Here is a 20,475-nt window from a genome sequence, read left to right as displayed (position 1 = left end):
TCCGGTCGCCCGCATCTACCTTACCGTTCGTGTTGAAGTCATTGTAAGAACCGTCCTTGGCCAGGGTCATTGCGCCTGTGTGTACAATCGGTGTAACCGTACAGCCTGGGCATGCAGGTGTTGGCGGCGTAACCGGATAGTTCGGATCGGTCGGCGACAATGGTGTCGGATCTACCGAAGTGGTCGTAACCGGTTTATCTTTCGGATCTTTTCCGGTAGCCGCGGCCACGTTGAACACGCCTCCGTTATCGATCTCCGCCTGGGTAAGCGTATGGAAACCAGTGAAAGTGCTGTTGTCTGAAGCACCTACCGCTAAACTTGCGATCGGGCCACCAGAAATCGTAGCGTTTACATCGGTAACCGTCACATTTGTCAAGGTTACGTTACCTGTATTGGTCACCACGAAAGTGTAGTTGATCCGGTCGCCCGCATCTACCTTGCCGTTCGTGTTGAAATCGTTGTAAGAACCGTCTTTCGCCAGGGTCATTGCACCTGTGTGTACAATCGGTGTAACTGTACAGCTTGGACATGCAGGTGTTGGCGGTGTAACCGGATAGTTCGGATCGGTCGGCGACAATGGTGTCGGATCTACCGAAGTGGTCGTAACCGGTTTGTCCTTCGGATCTTTTCCGGTAGCCGTGGCCACGTTGAACACACCTCCGTTATCGATCTCCGCCTGGGTAAGCGTATGGAAACCGGTAAAAGTGCTGTTGTCTGAAGCACCTACCGCTAAACTTGCGATCGGGCCACCAGAAATGGTAGCGTTTGCATCGGTAACCGTCACATTTGTCAAGGTTACGTTGCCTGTATTGGTCACCACGAAAGTGTAGTTGACCCGGTCGCCCGCATCTACCTTACCGTTCGTGTTGAAGTCGTTATAACTTCCGTCTTTCGCCAGCGTCATTGCGCCTGTGTGTACAACCGGTGTAACCGTACAGCTTGGGCATGCAGGTGTTGGCGGCGTAACCGGATAGTTCGGATCGGTCGGCGACAATGGCGTCGGATCTATCGAAGTAGTCGTAACCGGTCTGTCCTTCGGATCTTTTCCGCTAGCCGTGGCCACGTTGAACACACCGCCGTTATCGATCTCCGCCTGTGTTAGGGTATGGAAACCGGTGAAAGTAGTGTTGTCTGAAGCACCTACCGCAAGTGATGCGATCGGACCGCCAGAAATGGTTGCATTGGCATCGGTAACCGTCACATTTGTCAAGGTTACGTTACCTGTATTGGTCACCACGAAAGTGTAGTTGATACGGTCGCCCGCATCTACCTTACCGTTCGTGTTGAAGTCATTGTAAGAACCGTCTTTCGCCAAGGTCATTGCACCTGTGTGTACAATCGGTGTAACTGTACAGCTTGGACATGCAGGTGTTGGCGGTGTAACCGGATAGTTAGGATCGGTAGGCGACAATGGTGTTGGATCTACCGAAGTGGTTGTGATATTGTTATTTTTAGGGTCTTTTCCGGTAGCGGTCGCCACGTTGAACACACCGCCGTTATCGATCTCCGCCTGTGTTAGGGTATGGAAACCGGTGAAAGTGCTGTTGTCTGAAGCACCTACCGCTAAACTTGCGATCGGGCCACTAGAAATCGTAGCGTTTGCATCGCTTACAATAATGTTTGTTACAGGAACAGTTCCTGTATTCGTCACTACAAAAGTGTAATTAATTCTATCGCCCGCATCTACCTTACCATTTCCATTAAAGTCGTTGTAATTACCCTCTTTCGCTAATGAAATTTTCGGATTGTAAACCGTAATGTTAACGGTAATCGGATCAGATTTTACGCCATCTGGAGTTTCTAAAATATAAGTATAGGTATCGTTACCCACATAACCATTGTTTGGCGTGTAGGTAATAGATTTGTCTGGATTAATGGTAATCGTTCCGTTGCCCGGGTTTGTACCTCCAGGTATAATGGAAGTGCCGACACCGCTCGGACCGTCGTTCGCAGTAACAATTGTGGTCGTAGCTGTATTAATCGGAGTAGTATCGGTATCAGTTGTACCAACAGGCTTAATGCTGATCACAAAGGTTTGTGTAGCAGATTGATCTACCCCACCATTCGTTGTACCTCCGTTGTCTTGCACGTATACCGTAACTGTGGTTTTACCATACTGGCCAGCAGCTGGGGTGTAGGTTAAAACACCAGTCGGACTAATACTCGGTTGCGTAGTAAATAGACTGTTTTTATCATTGGTAACCACAAAGTTTAAAGTCTGTGAGCTTTCATTTGCTGGCCCACTACTAATTGCTGTTGCCCATGGCGTTATGGTTTGAGCTGGTGCATTAATTGTAACTACCTGATCAGCTCCTTTGGTAAACGAAGGAATGTCATTCACTGGAGTTACGGTAATGGCAAGTGTGCTTGCAGCATTTCCGCCATTTCCATCACTAATGTTATAAGTAATCAGAGGAACAGTTCCGTTATAATTGACTGCTGGTTGGAAGGCATAACTTCCATCAGCATTGATGGTTATTGTACCAACGCCGGTGATGACAACCGGAGTACCAACAATCTGCGTACCTCCTACACCGAATATGCTGTAATTCGTTACAGTTAGGGTGTTTCCTTCAACATCTGTATCATTTATTAGGATATCTCCTGCAACTCCTGTCGCACCATCTGCAACATTTAAGTTAGTATCTTCTAGCGTCGTATTGGTATTGGCTACGGCAACAGGAACATCGTTTACCGGAGTAACGGTGATGTTCACAGGTGCGTTCGAAACTGCATAAGCCGTACCGTCGCTGCCGTTCCAGTTGAAACTGGTCGAGCCGTTCCAGTCTGCATTTGGAACAAAAGTGATCTTGTCCAGATCCGCTGCAATAATCTCCTGACCTACCGTGATGGCAATGCCGTTAAGCTGCAGGGTACCGTTCAATGGAAGATCAACAATGCGGATCTTGGTTAACGGGTTGTTATCCTTGTCTGTAAATTTCGAGGTAAAGTCTATAGCGGCAAAAGGTATCGGGGTATCTTCCACACCGCTCTTGCTGATCGCGGCAACAACAGGAACGTCGTTTACCGGGGTAACCGTGATGTTTACAGGTGCGTTCGAAACTGCATAAGCCGTACCGTCGCTACCGTTCCAGTTGAAACTGGTCGAACCGTTCCAGTCTGCATTCGGAACAAAAGTAATCTTGTCCAAATCTGCTGCAATAATCTCCTGACCTACCGTAATGGCAACGCCGTTAAGCTGCAGGGTACCGTTCAACGGAAGATCAACAATGCGGATCTTGGTTAACGGGTTGTTATCCTTGTCGGTAAATTTTGAGGTAAAATCTACAGCGGCAAAAGGTATCGGGCTATCTTCCGCTCCGCTCTTGCTGATCGCGGCAACAACAGGAACATCGTTTACCGGAGTAACCGTGATGTTTACAGGCGCATTCGAAACTGCATATGCCGTACCGTCGCTGCCGTTCCAGTTGAAACTGGTCGAACCGTTCCAGTCTGCATTCGGAACAAAAGTAATTTTGTCAAGATCCGCTGCATTGATCTCCTGACCTACCGTAATGGCAACGCCGTTAAGCTGCAGGGTACCGTTCAACGGAAGATCGACTATGCGGATCTTGGTTAACGGGTTGTTATCCTTGTCTGTAAATTTCGAGGTAAAGTCTATAGCGGCAAAAGGTATCGGGGTATCTTCCACACCGCTCTTGCTGATCGCGGCAACAACAGGAACGTCGTTTACCGGGGTAACCGTGATGTTTACAGGTGCGTTCGAAACTGCATAAGCCGTACCGTCGCTACCGTTCCAGTTGAAAGTGGTCGAACCGTTCCAGTCTGCATTGGGAACAAAAGTGATCTTGTCCAGATCCGCTGCGATGATCTCCTGGCCTGCCGTGATGGCAACGCCGTTAAGCTGCAGGGTACCGTTCAACGGAAGATCGACTATGCGGATCTTGGTTAACGGGTTGTTATCCTTGTCTGTAAATTTTGAGGTAAAATCTGCAGCGGCAAAAGGTATCGGGCTATCTTCCGCTCCGCTTTTGCTGATCGCTGCAACAACCGGAACATCGTTTACCGGAGTAACCGTGATGTTTACAGGTGCGTTCGAAACAGCATAAACCGTACCGTCGCTGCCGTTCCAGTTGAAACTGGTCGAGCCGTTCCAGTCTGCATTCGGAACAAAAGTGATCTTGTCCAGATCCGCTGCGATAATCTCCTGGCCTACCGTAATGGCAACGCCATTAAGCTGAAGGGCACCGTTCAATGGAAGATCAACAATCCGGATTTTGGTTAACGGGTTGTTATCCTTGTCTGTAAATTTCGAGGTAAAGTCTATAGCGGCAAAAGGTATCGGGCTATCTTCCACACCGCTCTTGCTGATCGCGGCAACAACAGGAACATCGTTTACCGGAGTAACCGTGATGTTCACAGGTGCGTTCGAAACTGCATAAGCTGTACCGTCGCTACCGTTCCAGTTGAAACTGGTCGAACCGTTCCAGTCTGCATTCGGAACAAAAGTGATCTTGTCCAGATCCGCTGCGATGATCTCCTGGCTCGCTGTGATGGCAATGCCGTTAAGCTGCAGGGTACCGTTCAACGGAAGATCGACTATGCGGATCTTGGTTAACGGGTTGTTATCCTTGTCCGTAAATTTTGAGGTAAAGTCTATAGCGGCAAAAGGTATCGGGCTATCTTCCACACCGCTCTTGCTGATCGCTGCAACAACCGGAACATCGTTTACCGGAGTAACCGTGATGTTTACAGGCGCGTTCGAAACTGCATAAGCCGTACCGTCGCTGCCGTTCCAGTTAAAACTGGTCGAACCGTTCCAGTCTGCATTGGGAACAAAAGTGATCTTATCCAGATCCGCTGCAATAATCTCCTGACCTACCGTAATGGCAACGCCGTTGAGCTGCAGGGTACCGTTCAATGGAAGATCGACTATGCGGATCTTGGTTAACGGGTTGTTATCCTTGTCTGTAAATTTCGAGGTAAAGTCTATAGCGGCAAAAGGTATCGGGCTATCTTCCACTCCGCTCTTGCTGATCGCGGCAACGACAGGAACATCGTTTACCGGAGTAACCGTGATTGAAAGGGTACTGGTGCTAATGCCACCATTACCATCAGTAATACTGTAACTGATTACGGGAACCGCACCATTAAAGTCAGCTACTGGCTGAAAAATGTAGCTACCATTTCCATTTATTGTTATCGTTCCAACTCCAGGAATAACCGTAGCAGTATTTAACGGATAATCTGTAGTACCAATGGTGAACTTGGTAACTGCGAGGATATTGCCATCGATATCAGTATCGTTTGACAGCAGCCCGCTTCCAACAGGGACATTGAGCGTACCATCCTCAATAATAGTTCCCTGATCGGGAGATGCTACCGGAGGAGTATTAACGACCTGAACTGTTGTATTAGCTTTGATATTGTTACATGATCCACCCTTTCCGTTATTGGTACATTCAAACTGCGGATCAGTTGGAGGTACATTGGCGAGCGTATTGGTTGCATCAGGGTCCGTTACGTCGTTCGGACGCAGAATCGTTGCGCCGACATTCAGCACCGAGCCTGCAACTACCGATGGTATGGCCTTCACCGTGATTACGTAACTGATCGAGCAGCCGTTCGCCAAGGTAAGGTTTGAGTTATATTTTAATTTGTCGGCAGAAATCGCATTGGAAGATTCAGTTGCGCATGCGCTTGACGGCACAACTCCTGTGATTTCATAGCCAGTAGGGACATTAAATGCGAACGGTGCACCGGTTACATCACTCGGTCCGTTGTTCCTGGCAACAACGGTATAACTGATCGTTCCATTGGCTGCAATGGTAGATGCAGATGGTGTGATGCCCACTACTTCAAGATCAGCAGTTTTCACCTCTACTTGAAGGTCTAGTGTTTCCTCAGCACCCAAAACGAACGTCCAGGTGTCCATTGACATATTGTCTCCAAATGTATTTGAAGTAGGGCTATTAACAGCGCCCCATTTATGGCCATTGGTTGTACTGGAGGTTCCCGATGGAATAGCCGTTTGGCTGGCATTTATCGGATTCGAAGCAACATCCCTTACAGGAATATCGGCATCGTTCCAGTAAACAATATTCGATTGTACTGATAAATTATCTGCTGTAAGCAAGTCTAAGATTAATCCATTAGGATTAACCTCCATATCAAAATAGGGAAAGTGAACTTCCGCTCCCTGTAACTGGACGGTCAGGGTTGCCGGAATCGAACCATTGGGGAGTGCTACTCCCGCCCCATCCTTTCCATCCCATTCCACTGAGTTAGGGCCAGCTAATGCCGTCCCTGTCAGCGTTCTTGTTGGGAAGTACAAAGGATCTCCTGCAGACTTTTTACTGATGATTTTAATACTGTACCGACCGGCAAGATTAGCGGTAAAAACCACTTTTCCACCTTTATTACTCACCTGTCCTACTGTTCCGTCTGTACCGATAATGTCCAGATTAGTTACTTCTGGATTTAGCCTTGCATTTTTCAGCCAGGTCGATCCACCGGGCACAGCTCCTGGTGCAGAAACGGGAAGGTCGTTGGAAGGCAAAGTATAAAACATTTTGTGGGTAATCGAAGATTGCGTGTCCGCTATACGGGGATCCTGTATCTGGGACGCAATTCCGGTCGTTGTATTTACACTTTTATATTTAGGCTGATCGGAAGCATCCACCAAGCCTTTGTTATTGACAAAAAATGTAAAACTGATTCCATTATTCCCGTTATTGTTGGTTCGATACGTATAACCATCTTTGGTAAGCACATACATCACGCCGAAAAAGTTCCGATTGGCAGGAAAGGAAGTTCCCACATTGATATCCAGGGTAAGGATGTTGGTATACACCCTACCTGGTATATAGGTTGCTGTCGCGGTATTTGATGAAAAAACGGATACGTCCCATGCTGAAATGAGGGGTGAATTAATGCCATTATTTGCCCAGGCTGCAGTTGCTGCAATGTCTTGCCTTCCGTTAGTAGTGCTATTATTTACACCACCCCCAGCAATAAATTCTACTTTATAAACTCCAGTCCCACCATTTGGAACGGTGTAGTAAACAGGTGTATAAAAATTCCCTCCGGCCACCCCAGGCAACCTCGGTCCTGCAAGTTCGGCAGTTCTATTGGTAATTAATCCGTTTGTATTGCCGGTAAAATTGCTTACTGTACCATCAGGTGCCGTTAATCTGATCGCTGCACTTCCTGTACCCATCTCACTACTGGCCATGGTAATCAGTTCCCCTGCTTTGGCGTAGGTAAAATGCGCATTGAGACCAGGGAATGGATAGGAGGCCGAAGACACTGTACTGGACCGCAGCTTTGCCCTACCTCCAGAAGCGGTGGAAGGATAAAGGTCTCTACTTCCATCCGCAAAAGCGTCGAGTTTTGAAAAAGCAAAGAGCATTAGCAGCATCGCCATTTTCACGAAGGCCGAACGTTTAAAGCACGGCGCAATAAAGCATACCCAATTAATAGCTGCCGCTATCTTTTTTGGTAAAGGTGTATTCATATAAAGTGATATTTCGTTTGTCCGAACGGACAATAATGGAAGCCTTGAAAGCGTTAATTTTCAGAGAACATCATGATTGCCGTTAACCTTCATAGTACATTCTGATAAAAAAACGTTTCTCAGTATGTACCCGTAAGTGGCCGCAAATATGCGTTGTGATCGCAGAAATTAAGTATCAATTCATTGGGATGCACAAGATTCACGAATTTTGTACACGCAATACTACAAAAAATCAACCTAAAGGTTTATTTCGTTTTAATTGTTCCGAAATTGAGAGGGGGTACAGCCTTTCAGATTTTTAAAGACACGGTTGAAAGTTGCTTTCGATCCAAAACCACACTCGAATATGATCTCGTCAATACTCTTTATTTCATCATTCGTCAGTAAAAAACAAGCATGATCGATGCGTAACTTATTAATATAGTTGATAAAACTTTCGTTATGAATTCTGCTAAACAGCTGGCTGGTATAGTGGGCCGAAATTCCCAATAAGCCCGCTACTTTTTCGATCGAAAGCGAACTATCAAGGTGGATGTGGTTTTCGGTAATTAGGTTTTGTAAACGCAGGTTGTATTCGGCCAATAATTCTGTCGGAATGCCGGATTTTTCGTAAGCTGGTTCAGCCTTCTGTAACGCGACCTGCTCTGCTGAGTTGCCCTCAGCTTTTGTAATTCCTTTTATTCTTTTGTAAAGATACCTTGCAACTGACAACTGCGCACTAAGCAAAAAGCCATAGATGATGTAAAGACCGATGGTAGGAGGCATGGATTTATGCGGTAGTATGCGCGAAACCATTACTACAACGCCAAAAGACGCCATAAACAGGACCAGTATAGAGGCAACATTGATCATCCTGCTCCTGTCCCCTAATTGAGCTACTGTTTTTTTTGAACTTGTAGAATAAATGGCCCAGCCTCCGTAACTCAAGAGAGAGAGGCCCTGGCATATTCCAAGAACAAAATAGTATTTCCACCGAAACTGCTCCCTTAATAAGGGGTCAGACAACAATACAATGAACGCAATCCAGAAGATAGGGATAGGCATGAGATGAAAAAGGATGCGTTTTCGCATTTTTTTATCCATCTCCCTTATTGAGGTAATAATCCCATGGTATAACAACGGGCCATAACCCAGGGCAAATGGTGCACCTGCATCTACAAACCGGATATCGCCGAAAAAATTAATGGCTATCGCCGTATAGCAAACATGACTGATAGAGTAGAAATGGTAAACCTGCAGTACTTTAAGAAAACTCTCCTTGGCACCCAGCCTGTGGATCAGGATTAATGAAGCAAGCGCAAGCAAAAATATAAGCGATAAAAGTATATTCATGATTTCAGCAGATTGCTACCTACACATTTTGTTTAACCGAACTCCTATACTCTTTTGGAGTCACCCCTACAATCTCCTTAAAGTATTTGTTAAATGCACTTTTCGACTTAAACCCACATTCATAGCTGAGTATTTCTATCTTTAAATCCAAATCTGCTTCAAGTTTTACTTTGGCATGTTGAATACGGAGCTCTGCCAATAGCTGATAAAAATTCTTATCATAAAAAACCTTCAAAACGTTGGTTAGCTGAAACCGGGGAATGCCCGTTTCATCGGCAAGCACTGCAAGTGAGAACTCCGGATCACAAAAGAGATCAGCATTGGATAACACGGCATTAACTTTTTCAAAGTAGACATTCTTCTCACCGGTTTCATGACCGAAAAAATCAACTGGTGTAACCGTTTCGTGCAGCTTCAAATTCAAACCTCCATCCCTGATGTGGGTCCTGATGAAGTTGCCGATCATCAGCCAACCCATGAACAGCAACAAATTGATGAGCAGATTTACATCAAATCCATTCAAAATCTTTGGAAATACAAACTGGCGGATGAGAATGAAAACTATTAATATTGAAATAAAAATGCTAAAATAGAAGAAATTCATCAAAAACATTTCGTCTCTGGCAACCTTCTCCTTTTTTGTCAGTGTAATGAGTGGAAAAATACTATGTCCAGCCATCGAGATGATCATCGCCAAAAAATAAAACAGGTAATAATAATCAAGATAGTCTCTTTTCAGATTCAACATCGCCCATGGTGTCTTCAAACACAGGTATATTAAACTCAATAATGCAAAAAATATAATATTTAATACAAAAAAGATGGTGAACGCAGGCTTTTTCTGCAGACTGAGATAGGCACAACATGCCAAAGGGCCATATAAAACTGCTACCGGTAATCCAGATTCGAGTTGAATTAACACCAGATGAACAAGTGCTACCACGAAAATAGCTATAATGAAATATATAAATTTGTCGCTGGAGGTTTCCAACCACTGGATTTTTTGCTTATTCCCTACAGACCATAGATCAGGGCTTTTATCAACGGACACAGCTAATAGTTAAGAAAATAATTAGGTAACGACGACTTATTTGATATTATCGGACGAATTTACTTACATTTCTCCTTATTAACAATATTTAATTAAAAACGCCTAAAAATACTGAAAGACAACAACATCATCACAAAAAATTGTTGCACATTTCTAAGCAATACAGGTAAATTAAACCAGGTAAAAGCATATCGACTATACAGATTAATATAAAAATAGACATCCAATAATTACAATTTTGGCAAACTTTTTTTTGCTTGGCTAGTTTGGTTTTTGGTACTTTAGACAAAAATTATATCGAGATTAGGGTATGGTCATCCGTTAGCAATGGTAACATTACAATTTGAACATGAATCCGCAAAATAGCAATGCAAATCAAGAGGGCTCAAACAAAAGCCCAAACGCAAAAAACCGGGATTCAGAGACTGGCCTAAACCAACCGTCGTCAACACTATTGCTCAATGCGATCCCACAACAGATCTGGACAGCGGATACATCCGGAGAAATCAATTATGTAAATGATACCGTTTGCCGTGATTTTGGTCAATCCAGAGAAACGGTTTTAGCTTATGGCTGGACTGCGTTTGTGCACAAAGATGATTTGGCAACAAGCATCAACTCGTGGAAGGCGTCACTTGAAAGCGGCAAGGAATATACAAACGAGTTCCGTCTTCTTTTTTCTGATGGTAATTATTACTGGCATCTAGCGATCGCCAGACTAGTAAGACAGGAAGGTAAATCAGATATCTGGGTGGGCACCAATACAAATATCCACTTACAGAAAACCAGTGAGGCGAGAAAAGATGAATTTATCTCTATAGCAAGCCACGAATTAAAAACTCCGCTAACTACAAGTAAGGGGTTTCACCAGCTGCTCTTGCGAATGGTTGGAGAAGGAAAAATAAAAACCTATCTGGAGCGATCAGCCGGGCAGCTCACCCGCCTGGAAAAATTGATTGCAGATCTGCTTGACGTAAGTAAGATCAATGCGGGAAAAATGATCTTTGACTCAAAAACGTTTAATTTCTCAAATATGCTTACTGATGTTGTTGCGGAAATGCGTCAAATCTATCCTTCCCATCAGTTACTATTAGTGGCCGAAAACAATATTAGCTTTACCGGTGACCAGTTCAGACTGGAGCAGGTTGTCCATAATTTTATTTCCAATGCAGTGAAATATTCTCCTGATGCCAAAACGGTTGAAATCAGCGCCCGGATAATTGATGAGAACATCATCGTATCGGTCAAAGATTATGGCATCGGGATAAAGGCTAAACACCTTAAGCAGTTATTCGAACGCTACTACAGGGCCGACAATTCTTCTACTCGGTTTAACGGGCTTGGACTTGGCCTTTATATTTCCGCTGATATTATAAAACGTCATGGAGGAAGCTTCTGGATAGAAAGCTCGTTTGGTAATGGCGCTACGTTTTCCTTCAAATTACCTTTGATCAGCAGCGGTTCGGCAGATCCGGATATACGCACTAAAAGCTATTACAGGGATAAGCACCTGAGCATAACCTGTCCGGTGGGAAGTGATATCATGTATGTGGAATGGACAGGGTACCAGGATATGAATACCGTCAAACGCGGAGGCTCCCTTATGATTGAGTATTTAAAGGAAAATAGGCGGAGCAAGGTATTTAATGACAACCGACTGGTTCCCGGAACGTGGTCTGAAGCATCAGACTGGGCTGCCAACATCTGGTTGCCTTTGATGGAGCTCGCGGGCTTAAAATTTTTCGCCTGGATATTGTCAGAAAGCGCATTCAGCCAACTATCGGCGCAGAAGAGTGTAGAAAATGAGGAAAAGCATTCTGAAATCGTATTTTTCACACAGGCAGAGGAAGGGCTGAAATGGCTGGAAGAAAAATCAACTTTCCAACCAGACGTAGACATTTAAGATCCATTGAAATCACTAAAAGATACTAAAAAATTTAAATCAATGATCTGCGGCTTTATAGTTATTCAACCCCGACTTTCTGACCAGCAATGGATCAATACTATATATGCAGAATAATTATTTCCAAGCATATAATTGAGTTACCTCGATAGGAAAAACGCTAAGGGGCTTCATCCAGAAGTATTTTATCGACAATTTACGGTATGCCCGTAGGTACCAGTAGTTTTAGGTGATATGAAGGGAATACCCAGATCGGCCGAACGCAGTATGAGCAATGCCCCCATAAAAAACATAAACCAGGGAATAAGTTTATTGGTATTAAAGCGGATGTATTTCTTGAGGAAAATCCCGCCTAACGAAATCATGAGCATCAGTGGGGCGGTACCCAATCCAAAGAGGAACATAAAAGTACCACCAGATTTAATACTACCAGTATTTAACGCAGTTGCAAGTGCCAGATAAACCATCCCGCAGGGGATGATGCCATTAAGCATTCCGACAAACAATCCCCACAATGGCAAATTGAATACTTTTCCCATAAGTCTGCTCAGCGGATTGAGCGCCTTTAACTGAAGCTTTGAAAACCTATTTCTATAAGCAGCGTTAAACTGTAGCGCTGTAAATAAAATCAGTATCGAACCGATTAAGATACTCAGCATTTTCTGATCGCTAAAAATGCGGATACTGCTCCCTAAAGCACCCACCAACAATCCTAACACAGTGTACACGGCAATTCTGCCAAATTGGTACAACAAAAGCTGAAATCCACTTTGCAAGAAATTCTGCTTCGTGAATGGCATACCCAGCATAATTGGCCCGCACATTACGGCGCAATGAAGGCTTCCGAAAAGCCCCATCAAAAATGCCAATGGTAAAAAATCCATCATAGGGTAATGTTATTTTTAAACAGATAATCTTTTCCTGAGGAGTGCCACTGGAGGTTTAAAAACCACATTCCCTTGGGCATTTTAGTTTTATCAACCAGAATAAGATTCGCTGTTCCTGAGGTCTGTCCCTTTAACTTAACATCATCGTTGCTATTGGCAGGCCGCATTAAAACAAGATCGTATTTTGCACTATCTTTTACCTGAATGATAATCTGAGTTTTTGTAATGGTAATTTTGGGACTGGCATTATCGTCTATAACGTTCACTTTGGCCTTGTATTCTGCATTATAATTGATTCCCTTTTCGTAATAATTCTCTTCTATCAGGGCATCTCTTCCATGTACATGGAACATGTAAATAACCATCCCCACAATAAACATCATGAATACAATCATGCCCAACACTATTTTTGTTCCCCAGTTCATATCTCTTGTTTAATTTTGAATGAGTGAATTTTGAATGAGTGAATGGCAACGATAACTCCACATTCATCATTCAAAATTCAATCATTCACTCATTCTCTCACTCAATCATTCTCTAATTCAATCCTCAATCCCTTCCGGTTGTGCGAAAAAACTTGTAGTTGCCGTGCTTAAAACTTTTCCATTGGCAATAATTTCGAAAACAGCATCGGTTTTATATTTTTTAATGGCATTATTTTTCCTGATCAGAAAAAAAGTAAGGTGTACCGAACCTTCTTTTGGTAAAACATCAGCTTTTTGGATGAAATTAATTTCGTCTCCCTTTTCCTTCGATCTGAAAGTAAACTTTACCGCCTTATTGGTTTTGTTGATCAGCTCCGCATTATAAAGATTGCTCGTTTTATCTGCTCCCCTACTCTGGTATAAAGTACCACTTGCCCTTAATACCGTAGTCTGGATATCTTCTCTTTTATAGATCAGTGAAGAAAAAACCATCATTACCACAAACAGTACCGCAGCGTAACCGTAAGATTTCAAACCAATTTTATAGGGTTTACGTTCCTTAATAAAATCCTGATTAAAAAAACCGATCAGATTTTTGGGCCTGTTTATTTTAAGCATTACCTCGTTACATGAATCGATACAGGCCGTACAGTTTACACATTCGAGCTGCGTACCTTCGCGAATATCGATACCCGTGGGGCAAACCTGCACGCAAAGTCCACAATCTATACAGTCGCCGGCTGTTAACTCATTAGCATTTTTTTGAAGATGCCCACGTGGTTCGCCTCTGGTAAAATCATAGGCTACTACCAAACTTTGGTTATCTAACAAAACGCCCTGTAACCTGCCGTACGGACAGATTACCGTACACACCACTTCGCGTACATAGGTAAATACCCCATAGAAAATAAATGTAAACAGCCAGATGGATACAAAGCCAGAAATATGGCCTGAGATGGGCTCCGTTATAATGTTAAAGAGTACATCAGAACCGATCATATAAGCAAGAAAAGTATTCGCAATGGCAAAAGAAATCACCAGAAAGATGAAATGTTTACTGCCTTTTTTGAATATTTTCACCGCGGTCCAACCTGCTTCGTCTAGTTTCTTTTGTTTGTTGGCATCTCCTTCGATCCAGTATTCAATCCTACGGAAAACCATTTCCATAAAAATTGTCTGCGGGCAGGCCCATCCGCACCACAACCTGCCCAACACTACCGTAAAGCACACAATGAACATGATAAAAATGAGCATTGCAAGGGCAAAGAGGTAAAAATCCTGCGGAGTAAAAATCAATCCAAAGAATACAAATTTTCTTTCTATAAAATTGAGCAGTACCAGTTGCTCACCATTAAGTTTTAAAAACGGGCAAGAGAATAAAAACAGCAGCAGCACATAACTTACCCATTTCCGGTAGGTATATAACCTGCCCGATGGCTGTTTAGGATAGATATAGTTTCTGCCCCTGCCTTTATTTTCTTTTTTATTTTTTGGTAACATTGGCTTGGTTTACACTGTCTGTTGCTGCTTTCACATCATTGTCTTTTGTATTTTTAGCTTCGTATTTTTCACCCTGTGGAGCTTTGGCTCCTGCAGGATTACTTCCTTTTAGCGACAGAATAAAATTGGTAACTGCACTGATCTGTTTTGGATTTAAGTTTTTCTCCCAACTGATCATCCCCTTTTCAGGAATACCATATTTAATGGTTTTGAATACATTATTAATGCTTCCACCATGTAACCAGTATTCGTCGGTTAAATTTGGCCCGATGATGCCCTGACCTTTATCGCCATGACAAACCACGCAGTTTGTAGTGAAAACAGTTTTGCCTTCTTCCAGCACTGTTGGTGTATTATCAAACTTCACCGAGTTTTCATCAATGGTATTGGCCGATTTTTCGAGGTAGGCTGTTTTTTCTATCTTCGCCCTGGCCATTTCATTTTCGTATTCTTGATCCTGCAGGTCTCCATAACCACCAATGTGGTAATAAAAAAGATATGCCGCAGCAAAAATCATGGTACCATAGAAAAGGAAGTTAAACCAGGCCGGCACTGGGTTGTTAAGCTCTTTAATGCCATCGTAAGCATGATCGATTACCAGATCCTTTTCCTCTTCAATGGGCCTTAAGCTTAAAAGCTTTGTCCATATTGAAGGTTTAACAGGCTGTTGCTTTAACCAGCTATCGTAATCCAAAACCGGCTCTTTTACCGGCTTGGTGTATGGTGTAGGATTTAACTGCTCCTGATACATTACCTTGAATGCATTTAACAGGGTTACTGAAACAACAAGAAGCACAACTGCAAAAAGCAAGAGGATTATAATCAGTATTTCCGACTGGTTTAGCCCCAAGCCTGCCTGAGCAGGTGTTACGGTTTCTGCGGCTTTCTCATCCGCAGCAAAGGCTGTAATTGAGATGAACAGGAATAATAACAATAGTTTAATCTTCTTCATATGCATTAGGTTGATTGTCTTGAATGGGAAGCTGGCTCATCACTTCTATATGTTTTTTATTTAGTTTGAGCAGGTAAATACCCACGATTACAAAAAACACCATGAACATGAGCAGTGAGGCGATGAGGTATAATTCGCCACCGGCTAAATCTTTGATCTGGTTGAACATATTTTATTGATTTGAAGGAATGGTTTCTTTATTGGCTTTGATATCGGTACCTAAACGTTGCAGGTAAGCAATAATGGCTACTATTTCCCTGTCGCTTTTAACCTTAATGTTATTCTGTTTTAGGTCGAGTGTAATCTTTTCGGCCTGAGCTTTTAAATCATCGTTGGCACGTTTATCATAACCATCAGGATAAGGAACGCCCAATGTTTGCATGGCCCTGATCTTGCTGGCTGTAGTTGTAATATCCAGTTTTTGTTCGATGAGCCAGGCGTAAGGCGGCATAATACTTCCCGGCGACATTGAAGTAGGATCGACCAGGTGATTGTAATGCCAGGCATCAGAATATTTCCCGCCTATGCGATGAAGATCAGGCCCGGTACGTTTACTGCCCCATAAAAACGGGTGATCGTAAACAAACTCTCCGGCTTTACTATATTCTCCATATCGCTCTGTTTCTGAGCGGAAAGGTCTTACCGTTTGCGAATGGCAGTTTACGCAACCTTCTCGGATGTACAGATCTCTTCCCTGAAGTTCGAGTGCTGAATAAGGTTTTACGCTCGCTATAGTTGGAACATTGGATTGAATGGTAAAAGTGGGCATCATTTCTACCATCCCCCCAATAAGGATAATGATGAGCGAGAGCACCATAAATTTCATTGGCTTACGTTCCAGAACCCTGTGCCAGGCTTTATCTGCGGGAGAGGTTTCAATAATAATTTTGGTTAAAGGCATGGCCTCAGCAGGTTCGTTGGCAAGCAATTTAGCGCCCACCATGGTTTTGGCCAGGTTATAAGTCATGGCAATTACCCCTATTAAATACAGTGCACCACCAATTGAACGTAAAACATGCATCGGGATAATCTGCAGTGTGGTGGCTAGGAAATTCGGGTACTTTAATAAACCTTCGGGCGTAAACTCTTTCCACATCAGCCCCTGCGTAAAACCTGCCCAATACATCGGCACGGCATAAAAAAGGATCCCCAAAGTACCTATCCAAAAGTGGAAACCGGCAAGCTTTTTAGAGTATAATTCTGTTTTGTAAATACGCGGAATTAACCAGTACAGTACACCAAAAGTTAAAAAACCGTTCCAGCCCAAAGCACCAACGTGTACGTGTGCTACAATCCAATCGGTAAAATGTGCTACCCCATTAATCTGTTTTAAAGATAATAACGGACCTTCGAAGGTGGCCATGCCATAAGCGGTAAGGGCAACCACCATAAATTTAAGGGTTACATCTTCCCTTACCTTATCCCAGGCGCCGCGCAAGGTTAACAAACCATTAATCATACCGCCCCAGCTTGGCGCAATTAGCATGATCGAAAAGGCAACACCTAATGATTGTGCCCAACCGGGCAATGAAGTATATAATAAATGGTGCGGGCCCGCCCAGATGTAAATAAAAATGAGCGACCAAAAATGCAGGATACTTAATTTATAAGAGTAAACGGGTCTTCCGGCCATCTTCGGCAAGAAATAATACATCATGCCCAGATAAGGCGTAGTTAGAAAAAATGCCACCGCATTATGCCCGTACCACCATTGTACCAGCGCATCCTGAACACCTGCATACACATAATAACTTTTCATGAAAGAAATGGGCAGCTCAAAAGAGTTTACGATGTGCAATACGGCTATGGTAACGAAAGTGGCAATGTAAAACCATATGGCCACATACAAATGGCGTTCTCTTCTTTTGAAAATGGTACCGAACATATTTACTCCGAATACCACCCATATGATGGTAATGGCAATATCAATCGGCCATTCGAGTTCGGCATATTCGTGCGAAGTTGTAAAACCTAATGGAAGGGTAATTACTGCCGATAAAATGATCAGCTGCCAGCCCCAAAAATGAATTTTGCTCAGCACATCGCTAAACATCCTTGCTTTTAACAAACGCTGGAGCGAATAATAAACGCCCATAAAAATGGCATTGCCCACAAAGGCGAAAATTACAGCGTTGGTGTGCAGCGGCCTGATGCGGCCAAAGGTGGTGTACTGACTGCCCATGTTCATTGCGGGTTTAAACAGTTGCATGGCTGCAAGCAAGCCAACTGTCATGCCTATAATTCCCCATACCAGGGTGGCAATACCAAAGTTCCGAACAATCTTGTTATCGTAAGTAAATTTTTCTAACTGCATAATAGAAGCTGAATTTTTGTATGTTTTGTATGCCAAAGGTATCTGGCAGTAGGTGGATAAAGGGTGATAACGGTTAACTAGAAAAGTGATCTTCTTCACTTTTTTCGGCAACAACTTCATCATCGAAGAGCATGCGGATACCTGGCGTATGTACATCATCATTCTGACCGGTTTTATAAGCCCAAAAGAATGCAGCCAAAAAAATGAGTGCCATTAAAACACTGCAGCCAACCAAAAAGTAAAGGATGTTCATATCAGTTTATTTTTACGGGCAAACCACCTGGTTGCCAAAGTGGTAAAGGAGATAATGGTAACGGTACTGATGGGCATTAACACCGCGGCCACCAGAGGATAAAGTGTGCCCTGCACAGCAAAGTAAATACCAATACAGTTATACGCGATGGCTATTGCGAAGCTTGTTTTAATGATCTTCAGCCCGTCTTTACTTAACTGGATAAAATCTGGCAGATAATTTAAGGCGCTGCCTTTGAGAATGGCATCGCAGCCGGGCGTAAAATTGTTGATGTTATCCGTTAATGCGATTCCAAAATTACTTTGTTTTAGGGCTCCGGCATCGTTTAATCCATCACCCAACATCATTACTTTATTTCCACCCTGCTGAAGCTTTAAAACTGCATCTAGCTTTTGGTGCGGGCTCTGGCGGAAACTGATGGTTGTATTTTTAGTAAAAATGGCATCCAGCATCCAGCGGTCTTTATCGGTATCGCCAGATAAAACCTGCAAATTGAATCGAGAAAGTTTTAGAATCATTTGTTCCAGCCCTGGCCGCCACTGTTGCCTGATATCAAAACATCCTTTATATACATGATCGATCACAATATGCACCCCGCTTTCTCCGGCAGATGCTACTTGGACCGGCAGCATTGACAGGTGCCCAGCATAGATACTTTGGCCGTTAATTTTGGCCGTCAAACCTTTTCCTACCACCTCTTGATAATCGCTGAGCGAATAAAATCGGTCAACATTTAAGGCCTTAATAATATGCCTGCTCAAGGGATGTATCGAATTGCGCAACAATGAGGCAACAATAATCTTTTCTTCATCGGTTATCATTCCGCTAAAGATGATCTCTGCATTTTCATTACTGGTCAGCGTACCTGTTTTATCAAAAATCAGGGTATCGCATTTGGCAAGTTCTTCAACGGCATCTGTATTTTTCACATAAAAACCCTTCTTATCAAAAACCGATAAAATTGCGGATAAGGTAAATGGCGTGCTCAAAGCCAGCACGCATGGACAGGCGACAATAATTACAGCAGTAAATGCCGACCAGGCCTTGTGGCTATCGTTTTGAAGTAACCAATACCCCGTGGCGGCAAATGCAATCAGGAAAACACCCAGGCTGAAGTACTTGGCTACGCTATCGTTAAAATTCTGTTTTTCGAAATTGTTTTTATAATTATCGTTGTTCCATAAACCGGTTAAATAACTTTGCGAAACAGGTTTAATTACTTCAAGCTCTATGGCCTCGCTGGTTTGTCTGCCACCGGCATAAATAATCTCACCCAAAACTTTATGTACAGGATCAGACTCACCGGTAACAAAACTCATGTCCATCCAGGCATCACCTTTCATTAGAATGGCATCAGCCGGAACCAGCTCGCCACTCCTGATCCATAACCGGTCGCCAATCTTGACTTCGTTAATAGCAACTGGTTTTTCTTTGCCGTTTAGCAGTGTAGTTACCGCAATCGGGAAGTAGGAACGGTAATCGCGATCAAATGAAATGTGATGGTAGGTGCGCTGTTTGAGCCATTTGCCCATTAAAAGCAAAAACACCAAACCGGTTAAGGTATCGGCAAAACCCGGGCCTGTACCAAAAACAACTTCAAAAGCCGTGCGCAGGAAAAGTATAGCAATAATTAATGCTAAAGGCGTATCGAGGTTAATATGCCTGTGTTTAAGGCTTGTTATAGCTGAGGTAAAATAATCGCGGCCGCAATAAAAAGCAGCAGGGATAGAGAACGTAAGGTTTAGCCAGCCAAAAAGCGATTGAAATTGTTGCTCGAAACCCGATAAACCAAAATACTCGGGAAAGCTAAAGAGCATAACATTGCCCATTAAAAAACCGGCAACGGCTATTTTTAACACCAAAGCTTTATCTACCGAACTGCTGTGTTCCTTTACTATATCCTGAAGACTGATTAAAGGCTCATATCCAATCTGGTTTAATGTTTCTACCAGCTTCCTTAACGAAATTTCGTCGTGATTGAAACTTATAGTCACCTGTTTTTTAAGAAAATCGATCCTCGAGCTGAATATAGCGGAGTTGATTTTATAGAGGTGTTCCAGCAACCAGATGCATGAACTGCAGTGAATGGCCGGAATGTAAAATGTAATGATGCTCGAGCTTTCATGTTTATAATCGAGCAGCTGATCGATAATTTTTGGCTCATCCAGATATTCTAAATGGCTTTCATTTTTAAATTGCCTGCCCGGGTTGTTATTGTACACATAATAATTACATAAATTATTCGCTGAAAGGATCTTGAAAACGGCCATACAACCCGCACAGCAAAAATCTTTATCTTCCGCATGATATTTTACCTTAGGCAGATCTTCGCCGCAATGATAGCAAAGGGTATGTGCTGCAGTTTTATATTGATCTTCCAT

General features: G+C 43.3%; 12 protein-coding genes. 1 reads left to right on the top strand and 11 read right to left on the bottom strand.

Annotated features, from left to right (window positions below; genetic code table 11):
* The 3 genes from LQ227_RS24730 to LQ227_RS24720 form a co-directional block, all read right to left on the bottom strand.
* The coding region (locus LQ227_RS24730) for a tandem-95 repeat protein (protein WP_230151754.1) at window positions 1-7,477 on the bottom strand (7,477 nt) is incomplete at its 3' end.
* A 255-nt stretch (window positions 7,478-7,732) separates the two neighbouring features.
* Complete coding sequence (locus tag LQ227_RS24725) at window positions 7,733-8,809, bottom strand: helix-turn-helix transcriptional regulator (RefSeq protein ID WP_230146330.1); 1,077 nt, start codon at window positions 8,807-8,809, stop codon at window positions 7,733-7,735.
* 19 nt (window positions 8,810-8,828) lie between these two features.
* Window positions 8,829-9,575: an AraC family transcriptional regulator gene (locus LQ227_RS24720; protein WP_230146710.1), complete on the bottom strand. Its 747-nt coding sequence runs from the start codon at window positions 9,573-9,575 to the stop codon at window positions 8,829-8,831.
* 634 nt (window positions 9,576-10,209) lie between these two features.
* Between LQ227_RS24720 and LQ227_RS24715 the strand changes: the two genes are divergently transcribed.
* Complete coding sequence (locus LQ227_RS24715) at window positions 10,210-11,763, top strand: PAS domain-containing sensor histidine kinase (protein ID WP_230151752.1); 1,554 nt, start codon at window positions 10,210-10,212, stop codon at window positions 11,761-11,763.
* A 185-nt stretch (window positions 11,764-11,948) separates the two neighbouring features.
* Here the strand turns inward: LQ227_RS24715 and LQ227_RS24710 are convergent, their stop codons facing one another.
* The 8 genes from LQ227_RS24710 to LQ227_RS24675 form a co-directional block, all read right to left on the bottom strand.
* The gene (locus LQ227_RS24710) at window positions 11,949-12,650 is read right to left on the bottom strand and encodes a sulfite exporter TauE/SafE family protein (protein WP_230146333.1); all 702 of its coding nucleotides are present in this window, start codon (window positions 12,648-12,650) and stop codon (window positions 11,949-11,951) included.
* Window positions 12,647-13,075 carry a FixH family protein gene (locus LQ227_RS24705; RefSeq protein ID WP_230146334.1) on the bottom strand — a complete coding sequence of 143 codons (429 nt, stop codon included), beginning with the start codon at window positions 13,073-13,075 and terminating at the stop codon, window positions 12,647-12,649. Before LQ227_RS24705 ends, LQ227_RS24710 begins: the two co-directional genes overlap by 4 nt.
* Before the next feature lie 117 nt (window positions 13,076-13,192).
* Window positions 13,193-14,575 (bottom strand): cytochrome c oxidase accessory protein CcoG, encoded by a 1,383-nt coding sequence (gene ccoG / locus LQ227_RS24700; RefSeq protein ID WP_230151750.1) that lies wholly within the window; start codon window positions 14,573-14,575, stop codon window positions 13,193-13,195.
* Entirely contained in the window at window positions 14,559-15,527 is a 969-nt protein-coding gene (locus LQ227_RS24695; RefSeq protein WP_230151738.1) for a cbb3-type cytochrome c oxidase N-terminal domain-containing protein, read from the bottom strand. The genes ccoG and LQ227_RS24695 overlap by 17 nt, the downstream gene beginning before the upstream one ends.
* The gene (locus LQ227_RS24690; protein ID WP_230146337.1) at window positions 15,514-15,696 is read right to left on the bottom strand and encodes a hypothetical protein; all 183 of its coding nucleotides are present in this window, start codon (window positions 15,694-15,696) and stop codon (window positions 15,514-15,516) included. Before LQ227_RS24690 ends, LQ227_RS24695 begins: the two co-directional genes overlap by 14 nt.
* Before the next feature lie 3 nt (window positions 15,697-15,699).
* On the bottom strand, window positions 15,700-17,841 hold the full coding sequence (gene ccoN, locus LQ227_RS24685; protein ID WP_230146338.1) for a cytochrome-c oxidase, cbb3-type subunit I: 2,142 nt from the start codon (window positions 17,839-17,841) through the stop codon (window positions 15,700-15,702).
* Between the two features lie 73 nt (window positions 17,842-17,914).
* Window positions 17,915-18,094 carry a cbb3-type cytochrome oxidase assembly protein CcoS gene (gene ccoS, locus LQ227_RS24680; RefSeq protein WP_029278967.1) on the bottom strand — a complete coding sequence of 60 codons (180 nt, stop codon included), beginning with the start codon at window positions 18,092-18,094 and terminating at the stop codon, window positions 17,915-17,917.
* Complete coding sequence (locus LQ227_RS24675) at window positions 18,091-20,475, bottom strand: heavy metal translocating P-type ATPase metal-binding domain-containing protein (protein ID WP_230151736.1); 2,385 nt, start codon at window positions 20,473-20,475, stop codon at window positions 18,091-18,093. Before LQ227_RS24675 ends, ccoS begins: the two co-directional genes overlap by 4 nt.

This window comes from Pedobacter sp. Bi27, from assembly GCF_918698255.1.
Lineage (GTDB): Bacteria > Bacteroidota > Bacteroidia > Sphingobacteriales > Sphingobacteriaceae > Pedobacter.
The sequence above is the reverse complement of the archived record's forward strand: the minus strand, read 5'-3'. Positions and strand labels throughout refer to the sequence as shown.